Source organism: Microcoleus sp. B6-A1, assembly GCF_036705085.1.
GTDB lineage: Bacteria > Cyanobacteriota > Cyanobacteriia > Cyanobacteriales > Microcoleaceae > Microcoleus.
Window position 1 is genome coordinate 17,146 of record NZ_JAUBTU010000030.1, and the last position, 20,854, is coordinate 37,999.

At 45.3% G+C, this 20,854-nt stretch carries 25 protein-coding genes and 1 pseudogene; 11 read left to right on the forward strand and 15 right to left on the reverse strand.

Features of this window, described 5'->3' with window-relative positions; translation table 11 throughout:
• The first annotated feature begins 3 nt into the window (after positions 1–3).
• Together bioD and QUB11_RS13335 are read left to right on the forward strand one after the other, a co-directional pair.
• Positions 4–711: a dethiobiotin synthase gene (gene bioD / locus QUB11_RS13330; protein WP_333390831.1), complete on the forward strand. Its 708-nt coding sequence runs from the start codon at positions 4–6 to the stop codon at positions 709–711.
• A gap of 173 nt (positions 712–884) precedes the next feature.
• A complete protein-coding gene (locus QUB11_RS13335; RefSeq protein WP_333390834.1) occupies positions 885–2,102 on the forward strand; it encodes a M20 family metallopeptidase in 1,218 nt (405 codons plus the stop codon).
• Between the two features lie 208 nt (positions 2,103–2,310).
• On the opposite strand, the gene QUB11_RS13340 is transcribed toward QUB11_RS13335, so the two are convergent.
• The 3 genes from QUB11_RS13340 to QUB11_RS13350 all read right to left on the reverse strand — a co-directional run bounded on the left by QUB11_RS13340 (position 2,311) and on the right by QUB11_RS13350 (position 5,466).
• Complete coding sequence (locus QUB11_RS13340; protein WP_333390835.1) at positions 2,311–3,291, reverse strand: aldo/keto reductase; 981 nt, start codon at positions 3,289–3,291, stop codon at positions 2,311–2,313.
• Between the two features lie 565 nt (positions 3,292–3,856).
• Positions 3,857–5,248: a glycoside hydrolase family 10 protein gene (locus QUB11_RS13345; RefSeq protein WP_333390837.1), complete on the reverse strand. Its 1,392-nt coding sequence runs from the start codon at positions 5,246–5,248 to the stop codon at positions 3,857–3,859.
• A complete protein-coding gene (locus QUB11_RS13350; protein ID WP_333390840.1) occupies positions 5,239–5,466 on the reverse strand; it encodes a hypothetical protein in 228 nt (75 codons plus the stop codon). Before QUB11_RS13350 ends, QUB11_RS13345 begins: the two co-directional genes overlap by 10 nt.
• Positions 5,467–5,474: 8 nt before the next feature.
• On the opposite strand from QUB11_RS13350, the gene QUB11_RS13355 reads away from it, so the two are divergent.
• From QUB11_RS13355 to QUB11_RS13365, 3 genes are all read left to right on the forward strand, one after another.
• Positions 5,475–6,713, forward strand: coding sequence for an FAD-dependent oxidoreductase (locus QUB11_RS13355; RefSeq protein ID WP_333390844.1), 1,239 nt, complete (start codon positions 5,475–5,477; stop codon positions 6,711–6,713).
• Between the two features lie 126 nt (positions 6,714–6,839).
• Positions 6,840–7,502 carry a DUF2834 domain-containing protein gene (locus QUB11_RS13360; protein WP_333204531.1) on the forward strand — a complete coding sequence of 221 codons (663 nt, stop codon included), beginning with the start codon at positions 6,840–6,842 and terminating at the stop codon, positions 7,500–7,502.
• Positions 7,503–7,704: 202 nt separating this feature from the next.
• Positions 7,705–8,457 carry a gamma-glutamyl-gamma-aminobutyrate hydrolase family protein gene (locus QUB11_RS13365; RefSeq protein WP_333204529.1) on the forward strand — a complete coding sequence of 251 codons (753 nt, stop codon included), beginning with the start codon at positions 7,705–7,707 and terminating at the stop codon, positions 8,455–8,457.
• Between the two features lie 4 nt (positions 8,458–8,461).
• Here the strand turns inward: QUB11_RS13365 and QUB11_RS13370 are convergent, their stop codons facing one another.
• The 10 genes and pseudogenes from QUB11_RS13370 to QUB11_RS13415 form a co-directional block, all read right to left on the reverse strand.
• Positions 8,462–8,650, reverse strand: a complete 189-nt coding sequence (locus QUB11_RS13370; RefSeq protein WP_006635525.1) for a CPXCG motif-containing cysteine-rich protein — start codon at positions 8,648–8,650, stop codon at positions 8,462–8,464.
• Positions 8,634–9,095: an SRPBCC family protein gene (locus QUB11_RS13375; protein ID WP_333204527.1), complete on the reverse strand. Its 462-nt coding sequence runs from the start codon at positions 9,093–9,095 to the stop codon at positions 8,634–8,636. Before QUB11_RS13375 ends, QUB11_RS13370 begins: the two co-directional genes overlap by 17 nt.
• Before the next feature lie 13 nt (positions 9,096–9,108).
• Positions 9,109–9,468, reverse strand: coding sequence for a transcriptional regulator (locus QUB11_RS13380; protein WP_333204525.1), 360 nt, complete (start codon positions 9,466–9,468; stop codon positions 9,109–9,111).
• A 4-nt stretch (positions 9,469–9,472) separates the two neighbouring features.
• Entirely contained in the window at positions 9,473–9,778 is a 306-nt protein-coding gene (locus QUB11_RS13385; protein ID WP_445251180.1) for a type II toxin-antitoxin system RelE/ParE family toxin, read from the reverse strand.
• 59 nt (positions 9,779–9,837) lie between these two features.
• A pseudogene (locus QUB11_RS13390) lies at positions 9,838–9,951 on the reverse strand (SRPBCC family protein); the annotation flags it as partial.
• A gap of 13 nt (positions 9,952–9,964) precedes the next feature.
• Positions 9,965–10,318, reverse strand: a complete 354-nt coding sequence (locus QUB11_RS13395; RefSeq protein ID WP_333204523.1) for a transcriptional regulator — start codon at positions 10,316–10,318, stop codon at positions 9,965–9,967.
• Positions 10,319–10,322: 4 nt separating this feature from the next.
• The gene (locus QUB11_RS13400) at positions 10,323–10,655 is read right to left on the reverse strand and encodes a type II toxin-antitoxin system RelE/ParE family toxin (protein ID WP_194008965.1); all 333 of its coding nucleotides are present in this window, start codon (positions 10,653–10,655) and stop codon (positions 10,323–10,325) included.
• Positions 10,656–10,776: 121 nt separating this feature from the next.
• Positions 10,777–12,414, reverse strand: a complete 1,638-nt coding sequence (locus QUB11_RS13405; protein WP_333204520.1) for a radical SAM protein — start codon at positions 12,412–12,414, stop codon at positions 10,777–10,779.
• Positions 12,415–12,619: 205 nt separating this feature from the next.
• Positions 12,620–13,132 (reverse strand): signal peptidase II, encoded by a 513-nt coding sequence (gene lspA / locus QUB11_RS13410; protein WP_333204517.1) that lies wholly within the window; start codon positions 13,130–13,132, stop codon positions 12,620–12,622.
• A 204-nt stretch (positions 13,133–13,336) separates the two neighbouring features.
• A complete protein-coding gene (locus tag QUB11_RS13415; RefSeq protein WP_333204515.1) occupies positions 13,337–13,915 on the reverse strand; it encodes a biotin transporter BioY in 579 nt (192 codons plus the stop codon).
• 458 nt (positions 13,916–14,373) lie between these two features.
• On the opposite strand from QUB11_RS13415, the gene pstS reads away from it, so the two are divergent.
• The 4 genes from pstS to pstB all read left to right on the forward strand — a co-directional run bounded on the left by pstS (position 14,374) and on the right by pstB (position 18,721).
• The gene (gene pstS, locus QUB11_RS13420) at positions 14,374–15,558 is read left to right on the forward strand and encodes a phosphate ABC transporter substrate-binding protein PstS (RefSeq protein WP_333204547.1); all 1,185 of its coding nucleotides are present in this window, start codon (positions 14,374–14,376) and stop codon (positions 15,556–15,558) included.
• A gap of 340 nt (positions 15,559–15,898) precedes the next feature.
• On the forward strand, positions 15,899–16,855 hold the full coding sequence (pstC, locus tag QUB11_RS13425) for a phosphate ABC transporter permease subunit PstC (RefSeq protein ID WP_333153601.1): 957 nt from the start codon (positions 15,899–15,901) through the stop codon (positions 16,853–16,855).
• A gap of 34 nt (positions 16,856–16,889) precedes the next feature.
• Positions 16,890–17,783 (forward strand): phosphate ABC transporter permease PstA, encoded by an 894-nt coding sequence (pstA, locus tag QUB11_RS13430; RefSeq protein ID WP_333204513.1) that lies wholly within the window; start codon positions 16,890–16,892, stop codon positions 17,781–17,783.
• Positions 17,784–17,920: 137 nt separating this feature from the next.
• Complete coding sequence (gene pstB / locus QUB11_RS13435) at positions 17,921–18,721, forward strand: phosphate ABC transporter ATP-binding protein PstB (RefSeq protein ID WP_333204511.1); 801 nt, start codon at positions 17,921–17,923, stop codon at positions 18,719–18,721.
• Positions 18,722–18,775: 54 nt separating this feature from the next.
• Here pstB and QUB11_RS13440 read toward each other — a convergent pair whose 3' ends face one another.
• A complete protein-coding gene (locus QUB11_RS13440) occupies positions 18,776–18,958 on the reverse strand; it encodes a hypothetical protein (protein ID WP_333204509.1) in 183 nt (60 codons plus the stop codon).
• 15 nt (positions 18,959–18,973) lie between these two features.
• On the opposite strand from QUB11_RS13440, the gene QUB11_RS13445 reads away from it, so the two are divergent.
• Positions 18,974–19,135: a hypothetical protein gene (locus QUB11_RS13445; RefSeq protein ID WP_333204507.1), complete on the forward strand. Its 162-nt coding sequence runs from the start codon at positions 18,974–18,976 to the stop codon at positions 19,133–19,135.
• 170 nt (positions 19,136–19,305) lie between these two features.
• Positions 19,306–20,556 carry a transposase gene (locus tag QUB11_RS13450; RefSeq protein WP_333204505.1) on the forward strand — a complete coding sequence of 417 codons (1,251 nt, stop codon included), beginning with the start codon at positions 19,306–19,308 and terminating at the stop codon, positions 20,554–20,556.
• 29 nt (positions 20,557–20,585) lie between these two features.
• On the opposite strand, the gene QUB11_RS31280 is transcribed toward QUB11_RS13450, so the two are convergent.
• Positions 20,586–20,849, reverse strand: coding sequence for an NblA/ycf18 family protein (locus tag QUB11_RS31280; RefSeq protein WP_445300760.1), 264 nt, complete (start codon positions 20,847–20,849; stop codon positions 20,586–20,588).
• Positions 20,850–20,854 lie beyond the last annotated feature (5 nt).

Genomic DNA, 20,854 nt, shown 5'->3' on the forward strand with positions numbered 1-20,854 from the left:
CCAATGAACTCGCTGCTAATTACTGGAACTGATACCGACGCGGGCAAAACTGTTTTGACCAGCGCTCTGGCTGCTTATTGGCAAATGTATTTTCCCGATCGCAGTTTGGGAATTATGAAACTCATGCAAACAGGAACGGGCGATCGCGAACTCTACACCCGTTTGTTTTCCCTCGACCAATCCCCCGAAGAACTCAATCCGCTGCACTTTGATGCGCCTCTAGCACCACCAATTGCTGCGGAACGGGAGGGGAGACGTATCGAACTCGAAAAGGTCTGGACGGCTTGGCAAAGCCTCTCTGAACGCAAGGATTTTGTGTTGGTGGAAGCTTTGGGAGGGCTGGGATCGCCTGTAACGTGGGAATTGACGGTGGCCGATATTGCCAGGGATTGGCGGCTGAGGGGGGTTTTGGTAGTACCTGTGAGGTTGGGGGCGATCGGGCAAGCTGTGGCAAATGTTGCTCTCGCCAGACACACTGGTTTTAAGCTCAGAGGAATTGTGCTCAATTGTGTTAAAGCTTATTCTGAACAAGAAATTGCCGATTTAGCGCCCGTTGATTTGATCCAGTCGCTGACTCAAATACCTGTGTTGGGTATTTTGCCGCATTTAGATGACCCGACTGACCTTGCTAAATTAGCTAAAATTGCTTCAGATTTAGATTTAGAACAGTTACTGCCAGGGGTTAATTTAGTTCCTCAGACTTCTAAATAACCCTATTCTCAACACCTCTCTTTCTCATTCTTCTCGAACTCTGCGTACTCTGCGTCCTCTGCGGTTAAACACTAAGATTTTATTTTAACCGCAGAGAGCGCAGAGAGCGCAGAGAAAGAGAAGAGAGAGTTTCACAAATTATTCATTCAGAATTGCTATAAGGAGAATAAAACATGGTTTCTACTTTACCGAATTTAACCTCTGTCGATTTATCTCAGTTGCGGCTGGAAATTAGAAATTTGCAGCCTCAGCTAGTCGAATGGCGTCGCCTTTTGCATCAAAAACCGGAGTTGAGTTTTGATGAAAATTTAACGGCGCAGTTTATCTCGCAAAAGTTGCAGGAATGGGGCATTGAGCATGAAACTAATATTGCTAAAACTGGTATTGTCGCCACTATAGACAGCGGCAAACCGGGGCGGGTTTTGGCAATTCGGGCGGATATGGATGCTTTGCCTATTCAAGAAGAAAATGAGGTGGATTATCGATCGCAGCATGATGGAATTATGCACGCTTGCGGCCACGACGGCCACACTGCGATCGCCCTTGGTACTGTTTGTTATCTTGCTAAGCACAAACACAGCTTTTCGGGTAAAGTAAAATTTATCTTTCAGCCCGCCGAAGAAGGGCCAGGAGGCGCAAAACCGATGATTGAAGCGGGAGTTTTGAAGAATCCTGATGTTGATGCGATCGTCGGCTTGCATTTGTGGAACAATCTACCTTTAGGCACTGTAGGCGTCCGCAGCGGCGCGCTGATGGCGGCTGTGGAAGTTTTTGACTGCACGATTTTTGGCAAAGGTGGACACGGCGCAATGCCACATCAGACTGTGGACTCGATCGTAGTTACAGCCCAAATTGTCAGCGCTTTGCAGGCTATTGTCGCGCGGAACATTGACCCGATCGACTCAGCGGTAGTAACTGTCGGCAAATTCCACGCAGGCCACACCCACAACGTCATTGCCGACACCGCTCAAATCGCTGGCACGGTGCGCTATTTCAACCCAGCATATCAAGGTTATTTTGCACAGCGAATCGAGCAAGTAATTGCTGGAATTTGTCAGAGTCACGGGGCTAATTACCAATTAGATTACTGTGCGCTTTATCCGCCAGTTATTAATGATTCGAGAATAGCTGAATTAGTGCGCGGCGTGGCAGAATCAGTTGTCGAAACTCCTGCCGGAATCGTTCCCGAATGTCAAACAATGGGCGGCGAGGATATGTCGTTCTTTTTGCAAGAAGTCCCTGGTTGCTATTTCTTTTTGGGTTCGGCAAATCCAGAGAAAAACTTGGCTTACCCGCACCATCACCCGCGTTTTGATTTTGATGAAACTGCGCTGGGGATGGGTGTAGAAATGTTTGTGCGCTGCGTGGAAAATTTTTGTGTGAATCAATGAAAGATTGTGTCATCCGGTGGGGGCGGGTTTATGAGATTATTGATTTTAGGCAATGATAGTTTGTAAAACCCGCCCCTACAGCAATCATATCTATTTAACCCGATCTCTTGCACCCGCCGTCAAAAAACTGTAGGGGCGGGTTCACCAAAAGATTTAAAGAATGCAGACAGCTTAAATAAACCCGCCCCCACCCCACGCGAGAGTCTTTTTACCGAGTTTGAAAGATATTCTGCACCATTTTTTTATCTACACTCGCCGCCACCTTATCCAATTCGGCAATCTCCCCTGAGTCTAACTCCCAGCCCAAAGCACCAATATTATCCCTCGCCTGTTCCACAGATTTAGCCCCCGGAATCGGAAGAGTTTCCTTGCAGATGCACCAGTTGATTGCTACCTGCGAAACAGTCTTGTTTCTGAATGCCGCTATTTCTCGCAAACATTCCAAAAGCGATCGCATTCCCGGAAGTAGCTGCTTGCACGCCAAACCTCGGATGCCTTTAGGAAACGAGCCGTTTTCGGAATATTTACCCGTCAGCAAACCCAAGGCTAGAGGACTGTAAGCAATCAATTTTATCCCCAATTCATCGCAAACATCTTTCAATCCGAGTTCTGTCACCGGATAGGTAGAAAGTAGCGAATATTGCACTTGTAAAGTAACAATAGGAATTTGGCGATCGCTAAATCTTTGATGCACCCATTTCAGCCGTTTCGGCCCGTAATTAGACAAGCCCACTCCCTTGACCAATCCTTGCTCATAAAGGTCAGCCAAACCGTCTAAAAGAGCCCCCTCTTGCCAAGGAGCGTAATTAGCTGTAGACCAGTGCATTTGCACCAAATCTACATTTTTTCCGAGGCGCGCCGCAGAGGCTTTGCCAGCCGATATCATTGATTGTCGCGTCAGTCTCCAAGGATAAGCAGCCAGTTTTGTCGCAATACAAATACTCTCTTTATTTGCACCTTGATATTGTTGAGAAAACTGACCCAAAAGCTGTTCGCTGCGTCCGTTTAATTTCCCTGTTCCGTAAGAGTCCCCGGTATCGAATAAAGTGACACCGTTACTAACACAAAGATTGAAAACGGCTTGCAATTCCTCGTCCATGCTTTCATTGTAGCCCCAGAGGAATCTGTTGCCCCAGGCCCAAGTGCCGCAGCCCATTTTTGGAAGTAAAATTTTTTGGTGAGTTTGCATTTTTATTGATGGTAGTTGTTATAGCAAGTCCGGTTAAATAATCACACAGAAGTGTAGGGGCGGGTTTTACCAACCATAATTGCCTACAACTGATTATCTCGTAAACCCGCTCCGGCTAGTATGATTAATCAAGTGTAGGGGCGGGTTTTACCAACCATAATTGCCTACAACTGATTATCTCGTAAACCCGCTCCGGCTAGTATAGCAATCCTAAATGACTCGTAATTTTTTTACCCCACCCCAACCCTCCCCTTGCTAAGGGGAGGGAGTAAGAAATTCACAAATGATTTAGGATTGCTATATGATTAATCAACCGGAGTTAATATTAGCAGCAATACAGATATTCTGATTTGGACACAACAATGTTGTGTTGCTAATGTATTGTAGGCAATTATTAGCTGGGCAGGGGCGGGTTTTTAGTTCCTTTTAGTTGCCGTCAATATTATTGGTAAAACCCGCCCGTCCGAATTAATGGTTTCTAACTAATGACTAATGACCAATGACCAATGACTAATGACTAATGACCAATGACCAATGACTAATGACTGATGACTCTTTAATTCTTTTACGTGGTTGGCGAGGGCGAAGGTGGGCTGTTTTTGGTAGGTTGCTCTGGCTTAGCTTTGGGGTCTGGTTTGGGTGGCGCAGGCGGAGGGAAAGTCGCTGCGCGTCTGGGTATTTGTAGCGCTGTTCGGAATGCAGAAGACGGGAAGAAACCGCTAAATTGAGAAAGTCGAACTGCTAGAGGTTCTGGTGCATATTCCCACAAGCTTTCGTAGTAGAAGAAAGCGACGCCTAAGCCGTATCCTTGGACTGCTTGCACCTGAGATTTAATTTGCTGAATCGGTACTGGGCTATTTCTCAAACCTGTCATAATCCCAACTCCGGTGGGAATTTTTTGCTGCGCTTCTTGCATTTCTGGACGGTTAATCTTGTCTACAAATGATTCTAGATTGGAACGGTAGACTTGCACGATTAGCTCGTCGGCAATATCCAAACGCACCCAAGCCAGCCAATCTTGCAGGTGATGTTTGTAAGCAAAGTCGTAGTAATTGGGAGAAATTGAGAAAATGGCATGGGGTTTTACTGCTTTGACGGCTTGATTTAGCTGCGACATAAAAGCGGTAATTTTATTGGCTCGCCATTGCACCCATGCTGGGTTTTGAAAATCTTTGGGCGGAGCTTTTTTTGTTTCTTTGGTATACAAAGCAACTGTGTACTCATCGTATCCAAATTCAGACGGCAAACTCATGTGATCGTCAAATTGAATGCCGTCGGCGTTATATTTAGTGGTGATTTCTAGTACGAGTTCGGTAATGAATTGCTGCACTTCGGGATGAAAGGGATTGAGCCAAACTACTTCGCCACCTGCACCGATTGATGTTTGGCTGCCGTCCTGTTTTTGTGTCAGCCAATCGGGATGATTTAAGGCTAATTCTGATGTGGGAGGAGCCATGAAACCAAACTCAAACCAAGGAATTACTAGCAAGCCTTGGCGGTGAGCTTGAGCTATCAAATCTCCGATCATATCTTGTCCCTCTAACCCTCTGTAAACAAAGGGTTGAATGTCTTTTTGCTGCGCTACATCGCTGGGATACATTGCATAGCCAGAATTCCAGACAACGGGATAGATTGTGTTGAAATTTAACCGTTTTAGTTTGCTGACAGCATCTCCTAGTTTGCGACGATCTCTGAGGATGTCTTTGTCGTTTGTCGTCATCCAAACGCCGCGAATTTCCTGGCGGGGTTCCTGGGCGATCGCCGGAATGAAGTGGTTCGCCAGCAATACTATAATGAATGACAGGGCAAACAGAAGCGGGAAAAGAGTTTTAATCGATCGCTGCCAACTGCGCGGAATGATGCGTAATGTCATAGTTTTGAATGGTGAGTTAGCTATTGAAACACACCCTGGCATAATTTGGTGATAAAATTTGCTCGCTCTACAGTCTACAGCCATTGGCGCTGAATGTGGAATCGGTTAACTGAAATGGGTGAATTGATGTTATGCGATCGCAACTGAGCTCCGTATAATCTCTGAGACAGAGGGTAAGTGACAGCATTCTGTCTAACTCCTGGGAAATCAATTACGCACTGCAAGCCTTCCTTACCGGACTGTGCGGCCCCAGGAGTGCAAGTGCTGTACAATATCGGTGCTGGAATATCTCGCTCGAACATCTGTAATTGTGAAACATTTAGTGTTAATTGGCGGCGGTCACAGTCATGCTATCGTATTAAAAATGTTCGGTATCAAACCGCTGCCCGGTGTGCGTTTGACTCTGATTAGCGATGTGCTGCACGCGCCTTATTCGGGGATGCTGCCGGGGCACGTGGCCGGGTTTTACGATTATGATCAATGTCACATCGATTTGCGATCGCTCGCTGAATTTGCCAGGTGTCAAATATTAATCGATCGGGCGATCGCGATCGACCTTAACAAAACTTTAGTTATTTGTCAAACTTTTCCTCCCGTTAATTTTGATGTGCTTTCGGTGGATATCGGCAGCACTCCTGCGACTTTATCTGTACCGGGTGCCGCTAAATATGCAATTGCAGCTAAACCCGTACCGGAGTTTTTAGCTAGCTGGAATCAGTTAATTTCCGAAAGGCAAAACTCTCTCCAAAAACCGCTGCGGATCGCCATTGTAGGGGGCGGTGCAGGCGGCGTAGAATTAGCATTAAATATGCAATCTCGATTGGGGAAGTCCGATGGAAGTCGTCCCAGGGAAGAAAATTTAGAAAATTCATCATCAGAAATTCATTTGTTTCATAGCGGTGCTGAATTAATGCCGGGACATAACAAACGGGTGCGTCGCCGCCTGAAAGAAATTCTGATTAGTCGTGGGATTAAACTGCATTTAATGGAAAAAGTTAGTGCTATAGAAAAGCCAGAAACGAGTGACATAGAAGATAATCAAGAATGCCCGATGCCCAATGCCCAATGCCCAATGCCCAATGCCAAAATTTCCTGTAAATCAGGTTTAGAATTAGAGTGCGAGATCATTTTTTGGGTGACACAAGCATCGGCAGCCAATTGGATAAGAGAATCCGGTTTAGCAGCCGACTCAAACGGCTTTATGCAAGTCAACGATTGCCTGCAATCAGTCTCTCACCCCAACGTATTTGGGGCTGGCGATATCGCTGCGATGGTTAATTATCCCCGTCCCAAAGCAGGCGTGTTTGCCGTGCGTCAGGGCAAACCGCTGTTTGATAATTTGCAGCAGTTTTTATTGGAAAAACCGCTGAAACCCTTTGCACCGCAGGAACAATACCTAGGGTTAATTGGTACTGGGAATAAAAGGGCGATCGCATCTCGCGGATCTTTCATGTGGGAATCAGGGTTGTTGTGGTACTGGAAAGATTGGATCGATCGCCAATTTATGCAAAAATTTAGCAATCTACCCAAAACCCGCAATACCAAATAGCAAGACATTCAAATATTCTCCTCTCTTCCTCTGCGTCCTCTGCGTCCTCTGCGGTAAATAAAAAAAGTCTTATTCAAAAACCCTTGAAGCTTGCTATAGTAATATCAGAAGTCAGAAAAACTAACTATGTTCAGAAAAATTGGATTTTGGCTGCTTTGGATTGCATTTATCACCTACGCCTTTGTATTTGCACCACCCGACAGCCCAGAAAAAACCATCACACTAATTACCAATATTTCCACAGGCAAAATAGCAGACATCAACCCTTTAATTGTAGCGTTATTCAACCTCATGGGAGTCTGGCCGCTCATCTACAGTTGCGTCTTATTTGCTGACGGCAGGGGCCAGAAAATACCTGCATGGTTATTTGCCACTTTATCCTTTGGCGTCGGCGCCGTTGCCTTGCTGCCTTATTTAGCCCTGCGCGAACCTAATCCAGAATTTCCCGGTCAAAAAAATATCTTTTTAAAGATATTAGACTCCCGTTTTACTGGATTTTTCTTAACATTAGCTGCTGTTGGTTTAGTTGCCTTTGGCTTGACAAACGGCGATTGGTCTGATTTTATTCAGCAGTGGCAGACTAGCCGCTTTATCCATGTAATGAGTTTAGATTTTTGTATGCTTTGCCTGCTATTTCCTGCCTTATTAGGAGACGAGATGGCGCGCCGAGGAATGCAGAACTCTACAGCATTTTGGGCAGTAACATTAGTGCCGCTGTTCGGGCCGCTGGCTTATCTGTGCACGCGCAAACCCCTGCCGGAAACTAATAGTAAAACTGTTACAAATTAGACAGCAGTGCTGGTAATTTTCAGTTTAATCTAGAAATCCATCACAAGTAATCAGACAAGAAACAGGCAAGATGCCTGTTTCACAACAATAAGTAAGTTTTATTGTGGGTCGTTGCTCCTAGTAGCCCGCCCATGAAACACTGATTACAAATAGTGCCAAATCTGAGTATTAATCTAAATAATTATCTCCCAACCTCTAGCAAATGAAAAAATTTCCGATTGTTGGCATCACAACATACAACCGCTGTCCAGCAGGCGAATATCGTTTAAATGGAACTTATATTGATGCAGTGCAGGCGGCTGGTGGCATTCCGATTTTACTGCCGCCCAATCAATTAGATCCGGCTAGTATTTTGGATGCAGTAGATGGTTTGATTTTTTCCGGGGGCGGAGATATTAACCCAGAACTGTATGGCGGTTATGTCGATCGCACAGTTTACTCGGTTAATGCAGAACGCGACAATTTTGAATTAAGCTTAGCAAAGCTAGCTTTGAAGGCTGACATACCTGTGTTGGGGATTTGCCGGGGAATGCAAATGTTGAACGTAGCCAGCGGCGGCAGTTTGGTGATTCACGTACCGGATGCTTACGGAGATGAGGTTAATCACGGATCGGGAATTCCCCCGCGTGCGATCGAGCATACCATTGAAATTGAGCCCACCAGTCGGCTAGCAAAAATTATGGGAAAAACTTCAACAACAGTTGTTTCCTGGCATCATCAAGCAGTGCGAAAGGTAACATCCGATTGGCAAATAGTAGCCGATGCACCTGACACTTTGGTAGAAGCAATGGAGCACTGCTATCACCCTTGGATGATAGCAATTCAATGGCACCCAGAAATGTCGCCAAACTGTTCGGTAAACTCTCGAATTTTTCGGGCTTTCGTAGAAGCAGCCGCTTCAAGATTGATAAATTCTACCACGTCAGCATCAAAGGCAATTCCGACATTTTTATAGTCACTTATTCTTGATAGTCAGTATCTATTTCAATATCCAGGGTATCTTCATCTATTCTGACATAAAGAACATTCGGGCGACAGCAAACCTGACAATCTTCGATATAAGATTGCTCCATACCACCGCTGATATCAACAAAAGTTGTACTCGGTTCGCCGCAGAAAGCACAGTAATATTCAGCCGTTGTTTGCATCTTTCTCGCACTCTCTTTTTGTGACTTCGTGGCGGTAGCGAAACATATCTGTTAACCGCATTTCCACCCACCAACCTAACAGCAAATCGACAATCGGGCCGCCCGGTATCGAAAATGCGATCGCATCTGTCAATCTAGTCTGGCCATTTTCTGAGGTAAACTCGTGTCGGTGAACCCAACGTGCCATTGGCCCCTCAGTTTGTTCATCAACAAACAAGCGATATTGTTCGCACTCAGTGTGAGTCGCCACCCATTTTACAGGAATTGGCCCCAATAACAGGCGAAATTCTGATACAGCACCCACATCGAGTCCCCCTTCGCGGCGAATGATTTTCACCGGTTGCCAAGGCGGAGTCAAAAGTTGCAGAATGTCGGGTCTTTCGTGAAAGTTCCAGACTGTTTCAACGGTGGCATTAATCAGCGACGAGTATTTAAAATTGGGCATTTTTTGAATTTTGCTAAACACTTAATTGTGCGGGAATTTCAGCATTTGCAGTATTATCCTCTGTCTCAGTACAAACAGCAACTGTTAGTTTCAATCCCAAAGCATTCAGCCAAGTTCCCAGATTGTAAATTGTATTGCTTCCTTGCTGCGATAGCAATTCATCCAGTTCTTTTAAGTGCAATTCATATTGTTCTGGAGTCATTTTTGGTAGACCTAGAGCTTCAGCTACATCGCCCAGAGCTCGTTTCAGCAATGCTTCGTCAGGTTCTTCGCCTTCATCTAATTCAAAATGAGTTTCGAGATAGACTGCCGCATAACTGGGGTTTTTTAGCCGTGCCATCAAAAAGTCATGATACGGTAAACTTTTAGGCATTTTTTTAACTCCTATAATCTGTCCAGTATTCTATTGCTTGGCGAATGTCTCGGTCTTGAGTGCTTTTATCTCCTCCGCACAGAAGAAGTATAATTGTTGTTCCTACTTGCCCAAAATAGATTCTGAAACCAGGGCCATAGTCTATCCTTAATTCAAAGACTCCATTTCCAACTGATTGACAATCTCCCAAATTCCCCAAAATAACTCGGTTAAGTCTTTTATTGATAATTGTTGAAATTTTGCTATCTCGGAGCGAATCATACCAGTTATCAAACGGCACTTGACCGTCTGAGGCAACATAACGCTGAATTTCACTCTCGTTGGACTTCTGCCATAATTGTATTATAGTATGTCGCTCCTCGTCTTATCTTGAACCGGTTGCCAAGGCGGGGTCAAAAGTTGCCGAATGCCCGGCCTTTCGTGAAAGTTCCAGACTGCTTCAACGGTGGCATTAATTAAGGATGAATATCGAAAATTAGGCATTTTGTAGATCAAGTTAAACAGTTATTTCCGATCGCGTTTCAGCATTTGCAGTATTATCCTCTGTATCAGTACAAACAGCAACTGTTAGTTTCAATCCCAAAGCATTCAGCCAAGTTCCCAGATTGTAAATCGCATCACTTCCTTGCTGCGACAGCAATTCATCCAGTTTTTTTAAGTGCAATTCATATTGTTCTGGAGTCATTTTTGGTAGACCCAAAGCTTCTGCTACATCGCCCAGAGCAAGTTTCAGCAATTCAGGTTCCGGGTCGATTTCCTCTATAGTCGCCGTTATATAGGCGGCTGACAATGCCGGGTTTTTTCTCAGAGATTCAATCAAAAACGGATGATCGGGAATACTTTTAGCCATTGTTTTAAATCCTGTTGTAATCTGTCCAGTATTCTTTTGCTTGGAGGATATCTCGGTTTTGAGTGCTTTTATCTCCACCGCAGAGGAGAAGCACAATTGTTGTTCCAACTTGCCCAAAATAGATTCGGAAACCAGGGCCATAGTCTATTCTGAGTTCGCAAACTCCTTCTCCAACTGAACGATAGTCTCCCAAATTACCAGTAACAACCCGATTTAGCCTAGATCGAATCTTGGCTTGAGTGTTTGTATCTTTGAAGGAATCAAACCACTCAGCGAAAGGTACTCTGCCATCTGATGTGACATAACGCTGAATTTCCTTGGGTTGAACTTCTGGCATAATTGTATTATAGTACGTCGCTCCTTATTTTATCTTGTTAAGTTAGCTTTCAATCTACTTACTTGCAAAGATGCGCTCCTCTTCGAGGGCTTCGCTAACGCACTTTCGCATCCGCTATTTCTTAACTCGTCAACTGCAAATCCTTCGTCCTAAAATGACTCATCGCCTCCGCTAAATGCTTCTTCAAAGTCGCCTCCGGTAGCGGCCCTTTTAAATGACTCCAAGGCAAAACCTGATCCAATTCCCACTCTTGAAAAACATAAAAATCCATCTCAGGCAACTGTCCGCGCAACTCCTTAAATGCCCGCCGATAACTGCCCAAAGTATCGCCGTAATGCCGCACTAATTCCAACAGCCGAGACAACCGCCGATCGCCCTTTGACAACAAACCCTGAATCACAGACCAGTTATAGCTTTCAGGTCTAAATTCTAAACCTAACTTACGCAATTCTTTATCTAAAAACTTCAGCCTCTTCTCCGCATCTTTATTCACTCCAAACCACTGAAAAGGAGTGTGAGATTTGGGGACAAAAGTGCTGCATCCCAGAGTCAACCGCAAACCGGGAGCGGCTTTTCTAATCGCCCGCATCATCTCCACCGTCTCCTCTAAATCCTCCATTTCTTCGCCGGGAATTCCCGCCATTCCGTAAAGTTTAATTCCCTTTAATCCGCCAGCTTTAGCATTAATAGCAGCTTGGATAATTTCGTCATTTGTGAGTTTTTTGTTAACGATTTTGCGGAGGCGATCGCTCCCGCTTTCCACCGCAATTGTCACAGATTTGCTGTCTCTGTTGGTCAATATTTCTGCTAGCTTAACTGTCACCGTATTCGTCCTTACCGAAGAAAGACTCAGCCGCACGCCGTCGTATTTCGGATGATTCAAATGATCCAGCAACGCTTCAAATTCCGGGTGCTGAGTGACAGAAGCACCCAACAAACCCAAACGATTAGTCACAGCTAAACCGCGATCGATCGCCGGAATTAGCGAACCCTCCAAACTCGCAGTTCTAAACGGCAAAGTCAGATAACTTGCCAAACAAAAACGGCACATTTCTGGACAACTACGAACCACTTCCACCATGTAAATATTTTCCCAAGCCGCTTTTTCTGTCACCACAGTGGAAGCAGATAAAGTATTGCCGCGATAAGTCTGTTTTTCAACCATACTGGGAATTCCCGAATCGACAGGCTGAATCGATTTAATCCCCTCAGTTGCATCCAGATAAGTTACCTCGTACAAACTGGGGACGTAAACTCCCGGAACTTGGGCTAAATGCCGCAATTTAGTTTTTCTGTCGGCGGTACGGACTTGTTTACAAGCATCAATAAAATTGTCTATGAGATGTTCGCCATCTCCGAGCAAAATCACATCAAAAAAATCGGCAAAAGGTTCGGGATTAGCAGTAAAAACCGGGCCGCCGCCGAATACGATCGGATGATTATCAGTTCGTTTTGACGCCCAAATCGGAATTTCTAAAGATTCCAATAAATTGAGAATATTTACATAGTCTAGTTCCCAAGAAAGCGAAAATCCCAGTAATTCTGGATTTCGGGGAAGTGGTTCGCTGATATCAGTAAATAAACGGCCCACTTCAATATCCGATCGCACAGCCAAAGTGGCCCACACTATCTGATAGCCGAGACTGGTAATACCCACCGTGTACTCGTTGGGAAAAGCAAAAATAGTCGGGATAGCATCAGCATCGGGGGTTGCTGGGACAAATAGTAAGCGTTCTTGGGCAAAGGGATTAGGATTCACGGGCAAATTTAGTTTTAACAATAGGTCTGTTCTTATCTCATTTTAAGGCATTTCCAAAGTCATTGTAGGGTGCGTCAGGGTTGAATGTGGCGACCACAAACTAAGGAGATCCCCGCTGACGCACCCTACAGTTAGTTAGCTGTTACATCCGTTACATCCGAAGAAAGCGAATCTGTTGGCGAACTTCCTTCTTGCTTCTTCAAATTTACTCTGAAATAGAATCGCGATCGTCCTGACTTCTCGGCGGCGGCGGTGCACTGTGAAAAGTTGCAATCAGCAAACAGATAATCCCAGCATTAATAAACACATCGGCTAGATTAAATACGGGGAACCGAATGATCCGAAAATCGATAAAATCTACAACATGGCCCGAAACAAATCGATCGATCCCATTCCCTAGTGCTCCCCCCAAAATCAAACCGTAGCCAGCTTGTTCCCAGCGGTTAATTCGCGGCCCGAACCAAGCCAGCACAATCAATCCGACACTAACGCCCAAAGACAGCCAGCGCAACCAAATCGCCCCGCCATTGCTGAAAAGACTAAAAGCCGCACCGGTATTAACAACATAAGTGAAGTGAAACACCCCAGGTAACACCGCCTGCGTCTGCGGAGGAACCGTCAAGTCAAAATTTTGCACCACCCAAAACTTAGCCAGGTGGTCTAAAACTAAACTGATAACAGCAGCTACCCAGAACAAGGGATTTCTTTTAAAACGCATGAATTAAGCAATAGAAAATGGGGCATCGGACATGAGAGAATTTACTCCAATCTCACTTGTCATTGCGAGCAGAATGCAGTGGGTCAAAGCAATCCCAGCCGCAGCGCGATAACTCTCCCGTTGGGCAATGATAGTATAACCTTATTTTGCACAATTACCAATCCCCGATTACCAATTCCCAATTACCAATTCCCAATTCCCCAATTAATAAAACATCAAGCGGCGTAAAGTAAATGACAGCACTGCGATCGCACAAACTACCGCCAATTGTCCCGGCAGAGGATAAACCGAATATTTAAGAATCTCATCGAATAAAGGTGTTTTTTTGGCCGGAGGCAGCCAGTAAGTAAAAATTAGATAAATTAAGCCGATCGCGTGAACAGTGAACAAACCGCACAAACAGCTAAAAGCCATAGATTCCAGCCGCGAAGCCACCTTAAAAGCCACCCAGCCGCACACCCAAGCACCAGGCACAAAACCCAGCAAATACCCAAAACTCGCTTCTTTGAGATAGCCGATGCCGCCGCCTTGAGAAAAAACTGGCCACAAAGTTAATCCTAATGCCAAATAGGCAATTTGCGAGAGAGCCGCAGCATTTTTCCCCCCCATGCAGCCTACTAGCAAAACGGCTCCAATTTGATAGGTAACACCTAAAGAGTACGCCTGAAGTCCTCGATCGTCCCACAACCCAACAGGAATTGTGACAGATGCAGGCAAAAAAGTGCCTCCTATCGTCAGGAGCAAACCAATAACAGCCCAGATTAATTCAATAGGAGCAGGCATTATAGCAGAAGAAAGAAGGAAGACAGAAGTTGCAATCGACCGTTTATGTTTGTGCAATTAAGAACGTCCTAACCGTCAGGGCGGTTGCTATATCATCAAACGGCCTTCCTCAGAAGGTATTTGTCCGATGCCAGCTTCAATGCCCCCAGTTTTTAAATTCTTAATAGTAGCACCACTGTCAAAATAACCACCATTGTATGGTTTTCTGGTTCTCAAGCCTAGATATTGTGATAATTTAATGGGGAATTTTTCGCGATCGGGCGATCGAATCCTGGTTTCCGTACAAATCTATCTTGCCTTTATCTTAGAAAATCAGCCTTGTCAAGCTCATCAATTAATTAATAATATTAATTAATATTAAATTGCCATTAAGTGTAAAGATTCTTAACCTAACCTTTACTTTTGCGCGCTATGCTGGTGCGGGACACCCGTATAACGATCGCAGATTTTTTATACCTATGCTTTTTCGTCTCAACTTGATTAATTCAAACCGTCTGACTACTGCAATTTCCGCTATGGCGATCGCCCTCAGTGTAGCAGCTTGCGGCGGTGGCAGCACAACCACAAGCAGCAGCCCCAGCCCCGGCGACACCGCAGCATCCCCCGGCGCATCCCCCGTTGCAGCCACCGGCACAGCGGAAAACACCAAACTCGCCCTAGCCTCAGACGTAGCCATCACCGCAGCCGGCGCCTCATTCCCCGCCCCCCTGTACCAGCGTTGGTTTCAAGACTTCAACAAAATCAACCCCAAAGTACAAATTAACTATCAATCAGTAGGCAGCGGCGCCGGAGTCGAACAATTTACCAAAGGCACAGTAGACTTTGGGGCCAGCGACACCGGCATGAAAGACGACGAAATCGCCAAAGTTCCAGCAGACAAAGGCGTGATCTTGCTGCCCATGACAGCCGGCAGCATCGTCATCGGCTACAACCTGCCAGACTTAACCGAACCACTGAAACTGCCACGGGATGTTTACGCAGATATCTTCGCCGGTAAAATTACCAAGTGGAACGACCCCAAAATTGCAGCAGCCAACCCGGGCGCTAAATTGCCAGACCAAGCCATCACCATCGTCCACCGTTCCGACGGTAGCGGTACCACCGCCGTCTTCACCAAACACCTGAGTGCCATCAGCCCCGACTGGAAAAGTGCAGTAGGCGACGGCAAAACAGTACAGTGGCCCGTAGGCGTAGGCGCAAAAGGCAACGAAGGCGTGACAGCCCAAATTCTGCAAACCGTAGGCAGCCTCGGCTACATAGAATACGGCTATGCCAAAAACAACAATGTCAAATTTGCATCTTTGGAAAACAAAGCAGGCAGCTTTGTCGCACCTACCGACGAATCAGCTTCTCAAGCTTTAGCAACTGTGCCGATGCCGGAAAACCTGCGAGCATTTATCGAAGACCCCGAAGGCGCTCAATCCTATCCAATTGTCACCTACACTTGGATGCTCGTCCCCAAAACAGTTACTGACCCCAACAAAGCCAAAACCATCGAGGCAATGGTTGAATACGGCTTGAATGAAGGTCAAAAAGTTAGTTCCGAATTGGGCTACGTTCCTCTGCCCCAAAACGTTAAAGAAAAAGTAGCCGCGGCCGCTGACGGCATCAGCGCAGACTACAAGATTGAGGTTGCCAAATAGTAAGAGAAGTCAGTGGGCAGTTGACAGTTGGCAGTTGTTAGTTGACAGTTGGCAGAGGGAAAAAAGGAAGAAGGAAGAGAGATATTTCTGTAGGGGCGGGTTCACCGACAATAATTGCCTAAAATCAATAATCTGATAAACCCGCCCCACCCAACGGTAAATCGCCATCTACCTCTTTCAAAATACAAGGGTCAGGTTTTACCAGAAATATTTGTTGAAAAGTCAGGGGATTAATAAACCCGCCCCTCTGTGATTTTATTTATCGTCTTTCTTTCTGCTTCCTTCTAGCTTTTTCCGAAACAGGCTATTTTCGGCTACTATATATTTGGTTTTTTTTTCTATGATTTCAGATAATAACAGCGCTCAATCACAGAGCCGATCGCGCTCTGGGGCAGAAAAATCCTTAGACCAAGGCTTTATCTGGCTGACGCGGATTTTGGGCATAGGAGTTGGTGTAATTTTGCTGGTAATCGCGCTCACCGTTGCTTATCGGGCTTTACCGGCGATTCAACAGTACGGTTTGGGCTTTCTGTTTGGCAGTGATTGGAATCCGGTTAAAGAAGAGTACGGTGCGCTGCCGATGATTTACGGGACGATCGTCAGTTCGGCGATCGCGCTCCTAATTGCAGTACCATTAGGAGTAGGGACTGCCATCTTCTTGAGTGAAGATTTTTTGCCGCTGCCAGTGCGTACCGCTTTAGTTTTTTTAGTAGAACTTTTAGCCGCCATTCCCAGCGTAGTCTACGGTTTGTGGGGAATTGCTGTATTGATTCCCATGATTACCACTCTCGGCAAGTTTCTCAACGGCACTTTCGGATGGCTGCCGATTTTTAGCACCTCGCCAGTGGGCCCGGGAATGTTACCAGCAGGAGTAATTTTGGGAATTATGACTTTGCCGATTATTACTGCCATCTCCCGCGACTCTTTGGCAAGTCTCCCGCCCGATTTGCGGCAAGCATCTCTAGGTTTAGGAGCTACTCGGTGGACAACAATTTTTAGAGTGCTCGTACCGGCGGCTTTTTCCGGTATTGTCGGCGGAATTATGCTTGGGCTCGGTCGCGCGATGGGAGAAACAATGGCTGCGACTCTGTTAATTGGCAATTCCAATCAGTTAAGTCTTTCTGTGCTAGCTCCGGCAAATACTATTGCTTCTCTGATGGCAAATCAGTTTGCGGAAGCCTCCGGGTTGCAAGTAGCAGCTCTGATGTACACTGGGCTAATTCTGTTTATTATGACACTGATTGTTAATATTTTAGCAGAGTGGATTGTTTCTCAAGTAAGAGCGAAGTACAACTAGAAGTTTGCCGCCATTTCCTACAGAGTTTTAGTTTATGTCAAATAGCGTCTCCGATGAGAATCCTTTGGTATCGAAAACAGGCAGTTTAAAGAAGGTTAAAAACAGCCCACAAGCGCTGTTTAGTCTGGGGATGACTGTACTGGCTGGAGCTAGTCTGGCCATAACTCTGCTGCCTTTGTTTGCAGTTCTTTCCTATGTCACCGTACAAGGTTTCAATCGTCTGAATTTAGACTTGTTTACCAAGTTGCCACCCCCGCCCGGACTATCGGGAGGCGGTATTGCTAATGCAATTCTCGGTACATTGATGACGGTGGGAATTGCTTCTTTAATTGCTGTTCCTTTTGGTGTATTGGCCGCCGTTTATTTGTCGGAGTTCAGCAGCGGCCAAGTAGCTCGCTGGGTACGCTTTGCTACTAATGTCCTCAGCGGCGTTCCTTCGATTATTGCAGGGGTATTTGCCTACGGTTTGTTCGTGGTAAATATGGGAGGTTTTTCGGCAATTGCAGGGGGTGCGGCGCTGGCTGTGCTGATGTTGCCGACGATTGTGCGGACTACTGACGAAGCTCTACAAATCGTCCCGCAAGATATTAGATGGGCCTCGGTTGGTGTGGGTGCTTCTAATTATCAAACGGTGTTGCAGGTGGTTTTGCCTGCGGCAATTCCGGCTATTTTAACGGGTGTGACGCTGGCAATTGCTCGCGCTGCTGGAGAAACTGCTCCTTTGATTTTCACGGCGCTGAATTCGCCTTTTTGGCCGGCAGGATTTGATAAGCCAACTCCGAGTCTTTCGGTTTTGGTGTACAACTTTGCAACGGTTCCTTTTAAGGCACAGAAAGAATTGGCCTGGGCGGCATCTTTGATTTTGGTGATTATGGTTTTGCTGACGAGTATTCTTTCTCGCTGGGCTACTCGCCAAAAAGTTTATTGAAGGAAGAAGGGCACGACACGGATTTGGACACCGATACACGGATGAATTTAACTGTGTTTCCTTTCGTCTCCTACTTTCTGTGTCTCCCAGTCTCGCCTTCTTGTTATTTTGTAAAATTCGATTGGATAATTAGCAGTATGATGATGGATTTAGACAAGCAAACGGAAACAATTTTACGGACAGAAAATATCAATATTTTTTACGGCGCTTTTCACGCGGTTAAAAATGTTTGTATGGAGATTCCTAAAAATCGCATTACTGCTTTGATTGGGCCGTCTGGCTGCGGTAAAAGTACAATTCTGCGATGTTTTAACCGCCTCAACGATTTAGTTAACGGTTTTCGTTTAGAGGGTAGAATTGATTACTACGATCAAAATCTTTACGCTCCTGATATTGATGCTGTAGAGGTGCGCCGCAAGATTGGGATGGTATTCCAAAAGCCGAATCCTTTCCCGAAGTCGATTTATGACAATATTGCTTACGGTGCGAGGGTAAACAATTATAAGGGGGATATGGATGAGCTGGTAGAAAAATCGCTCAGCCAAGCTTATTTGTGGGATGAGGTGAAGGATAAGTTGAAGCAAAGCGGTTTTTCTCTTTCGGGTGGCCAGCAGCAGCGTTTGTGTATTGCTAGGGCGATCGCGATTAATCCTGATGTAGTGTTAATGGATGAACCTTGCGCTTCTCTTGACCCGATTTCTACGATTAAGATTGAGGAGTTGATGCGGGAACTCAAGGAAAAGTATACGATCGTGATCGTTACTCACAATATGCAGCAGGCTTCTCGGGTTTCTGACCTGACTGCTTTTTTCAATGCTAAACTTTCTGACGATGGGAAGCGGTTTGGCTATCTTGTGGAGTGTGACAAGACTGAGGTAATTTTCCAAAGTCCAAAGGAAGAGTCTACTTTAGATTATGTCAGCGGCCGTTTTGGTTGATTCCGCGACAGGTTTCAACCTGTCGCTACACAAACGAAGTTTCTTTCTAAGAGACTAAATATCTTTAATTTGCTGAGTCTGGTAGCGACCAAAAAAACCGCGTAAAACTTTTCTGAATTTAGAATCCCGCTTTCTTGGAGAAAGCGGGATTCTGGATTTTATGATTAAAAGCTCGATCTGAGATGTTGCACCATTCTCAATAAGCTTTTTAGGAACAGGCTTTCCGGCCTGTTCCACAAGAAAATTCACTCTTTGTGGAACAGGCCGGAAAGCCTGTTCTTGACAATGGTGCAAGATGTGAGTCGATCGCACTTTTTGCAGATACAAGCCGCTGATTTTTGTGAAGAAATGCTCGAAGAGTTCACCAAAAAACTGGGTCTGAAGCCCCGTCCTTTCAGGACGGCTTTTCCTTAACCTTGAGGCTCCTGATTGACTATAAATACATCAGTTTTAGTTCTACCTACAGATTTGCAGCGATCTTCAACGAGTGCAAATTTAGATTCCTTCATCTAAAAAATTTCAACGTTTGTTCACGCTCTTTTCCGGTGTTTGGCTGTATTATATTACAACAAGGAGGACTACTCATGTTTGGCTGTCAACAAAATTTAATTCGGGCTGATTCAGATGTTCAAGCTATTCTTGAATACCTGTGTTCCGAAGCTGCCAAGCTTTCTAATTGCGGAACTTACTATGGCCGCCAGCTATACTTTAAAACTGGTAAAATCCCAAGCCGTGATCAGTTGCACAAAGTTTTGGGTACTGAAAATCGGAACCGACACTATCAAGCGTTCTACTCTGATACTGCCCAACAAATATTGACGGGCGTAGCAGAGTCTTTTAAGTCATTTATGGGATTACTAAGAGCTTTTAAAAGTGGGGTAATTACGGAACGCCCGAAACTACCAAAATATCGTCAAGGCGGAAGGGCACTTGTGACATTTACAGGTAGGTCGGTAAAACTCAAAGAAGGAATGTTGAGATTCCCCCTTGGAAGCAAGGTTAAAGCGTGGTTCGGCTTAGATGCGTTCTTTTTACCGATACCCTCTAATCTTGATTTTAAGTCGATTCGAGAGTATCGCATTCTTCCTCGTAACGGCTGTTTCTACCTAGAATTGGTCTACAAAGTAAACCAAATACAGGCAGATATAGACCCGACTAAGTGCTTAATGATTGACCACGGCGTAGATAACTGGCTAACTTGCGTGAGCAATGTCGGTACAAGTTTTATTGTTGATGGCAGGCATTTAAAATCGCTCAATCAGGGATACAACAAACGGGTGGCATTTCTGATGAAGGGAAAAGCTAATGAATTCTGGTCTAAAAGACTTGCCTGCTTAACAGAGAAACGTAACCGCCAAATGCGAGATGCCGTCAACAAGGCAGCAAGGAAGGTAATAAACCACAGCTTAAAAAATCGGATAGGAACGATTGTATTCGGCTGGAATAAGGGACAAAAAAAATCTGCCAATATGGGAAACACAACTAATCAAAAGTTTGTGCAAATCCCTACGGGCCGATTAAAAGATAGAATTGCTCAACTTTGTGAGCAGTACGGATTGAAATTTGTGGAAACGGAAGAATCTTATTCATCCAAAGCGTCGTTTGTTGATAATGATTCGCTACCTACATTCGGCGAAAAACCCGAAGGGTGGCTTCCAACTGGCAAACGAGTTAAGCGTGGTTTGTACAGAACAGCTCAAGGTTGGTTGATTAATGCAGATTGCAATGGTTGTGGGAACATTGGTAGAAAAGTAGCGATAATGCTTGGACTCGATCTAAGCGGAATCGGTAGGGGTGCTTTGTCAGCGCCTTTAAGACTTAAATTATGGTCTTAAGAATCCCCGCAGCTTCAGCGCGGAGAGTGTCAAATATTCTTCATCCAATGCTTGAACAGGTTTTCTTTGACCATACTTTGCCGCATAACTTCGAGCAAGTATTCCTGAGCTTGGTCTTGGCTTAACCTTTTGACTTCTTCGCGCAGCACTTGAAGTTTGAACTGCTGTTCCATGCTGAGGCTGGTTGTAGGCATATCCATAAATCGCTCCTCCAGTTTGCTGAGATTGATGCGAAATTGATCGGAATGACGTTTCGCAGAATTTGTTGTGTCTCCTATATTGTAAACTATCATAACAT

Coding starts and splice junctions, on each gene's coding strand:
- QUB11_RS13360 (WP_333204531.1), top strand. CDS start 6,840: ATGTTCAGAAAAATTGGATTTTGGCTGCTTTGGATTGCATTTATCACC.
- QUB11_RS13365 (WP_333204529.1), top strand. CDS start 7,705: ATGAAAAAATTTCCGATTGTTGGCATCACAACATACAACCGCTGTCCA.
- pstS (WP_333204547.1), top strand. CDS start 14,374: ATGCTTTTTCGTCTCAACTTGATTAATTCAAACCGTCTGACTACTGCA.
- QUB11_RS13335 (WP_333390834.1), top strand. CDS start 885: ATGGTTTCTACTTTACCGAATTTAACCTCTGTCGATTTATCTCAGTTG.
- pstA (WP_333204513.1), top strand. CDS start 16,890: ATGTCAAATAGCGTCTCCGATGAGAATCCTTTGGTATCGAAAACAGGC.
- QUB11_RS13340 (WP_333390835.1), bottom strand. CDS start 3,291: ATGCAAACTCACCAAAAAATTTTACTTCCAAAAATGGGCTGCGGCACT.
- QUB11_RS31280 (WP_445300760.1), bottom strand. CDS start 20,849: ATGATAGTTTACAATATAGGAGACACAACAAATTCTGCGAAACGTCAT.
- QUB11_RS13375 (WP_333204527.1), bottom strand. CDS start 9,095: ATGCCCAATTTTAAATACTCGTCGCTGATTAATGCCACCGTTGAAACA.
- QUB11_RS13395 (WP_333204523.1), bottom strand. CDS start 10,318: ATGGCTAAAAGTATTCCCGATCATCCGTTTTTGATTGAATCTCTGAGA.
- QUB11_RS13415 (WP_333204515.1), bottom strand. CDS start 13,915: ATGCCTGCTCCTATTGAATTAATCTGGGCTGTTATTGGTTTGCTCCTG.
- QUB11_RS13400 (WP_194008965.1), bottom strand. CDS start 10,655: ATGCCAGAAGTTCAACCCAAGGAAATTCAGCGTTATGTCACATCAGAT.
- QUB11_RS13345 (WP_333390837.1), bottom strand. CDS start 5,248: ATGGCTGTAGACTGTAGAGCGAGCAAATTTTATCACCAAATTATGCCA.
- pstB (WP_333204511.1), top strand. CDS start 17,921: ATGATGATGGATTTAGACAAGCAAACGGAAACAATTTTACGGACAGAA.
- QUB11_RS13350 (WP_333390840.1), bottom strand. CDS start 5,466: ATGTTCGAGCGAGATATTCCAGCACCGATATTGTACAGCACTTGCACT.
- QUB11_RS13380 (WP_333204525.1), bottom strand. CDS start 9,468: ATGCCTAAAAGTTTACCGTATCATGACTTTTTGATGGCACGGCTAAAA.
- QUB11_RS13450 (WP_333204505.1), top strand. CDS start 19,306: ATGTTTGGCTGTCAACAAAATTTAATTCGGGCTGATTCAGATGTTCAA.
- QUB11_RS13370 (WP_006635525.1), bottom strand. CDS start 8,650: ATGCAAACAACGGCTGAATATTACTGTGCTTTCTGCGGCGAACCGAGT.
- bioD (WP_333390831.1), top strand. CDS start 4: ATGAACTCGCTGCTAATTACTGGAACTGATACCGACGCGGGCAAAACT.
- lspA (WP_333204517.1), bottom strand. CDS start 13,132: ATGCGTTTTAAAAGAAATCCCTTGTTCTGGGTAGCTGCTGTTATCAGT.
- pstC (WP_333153601.1), top strand. CDS start 15,899: ATGATTTCAGATAATAACAGCGCTCAATCACAGAGCCGATCGCGCTCT.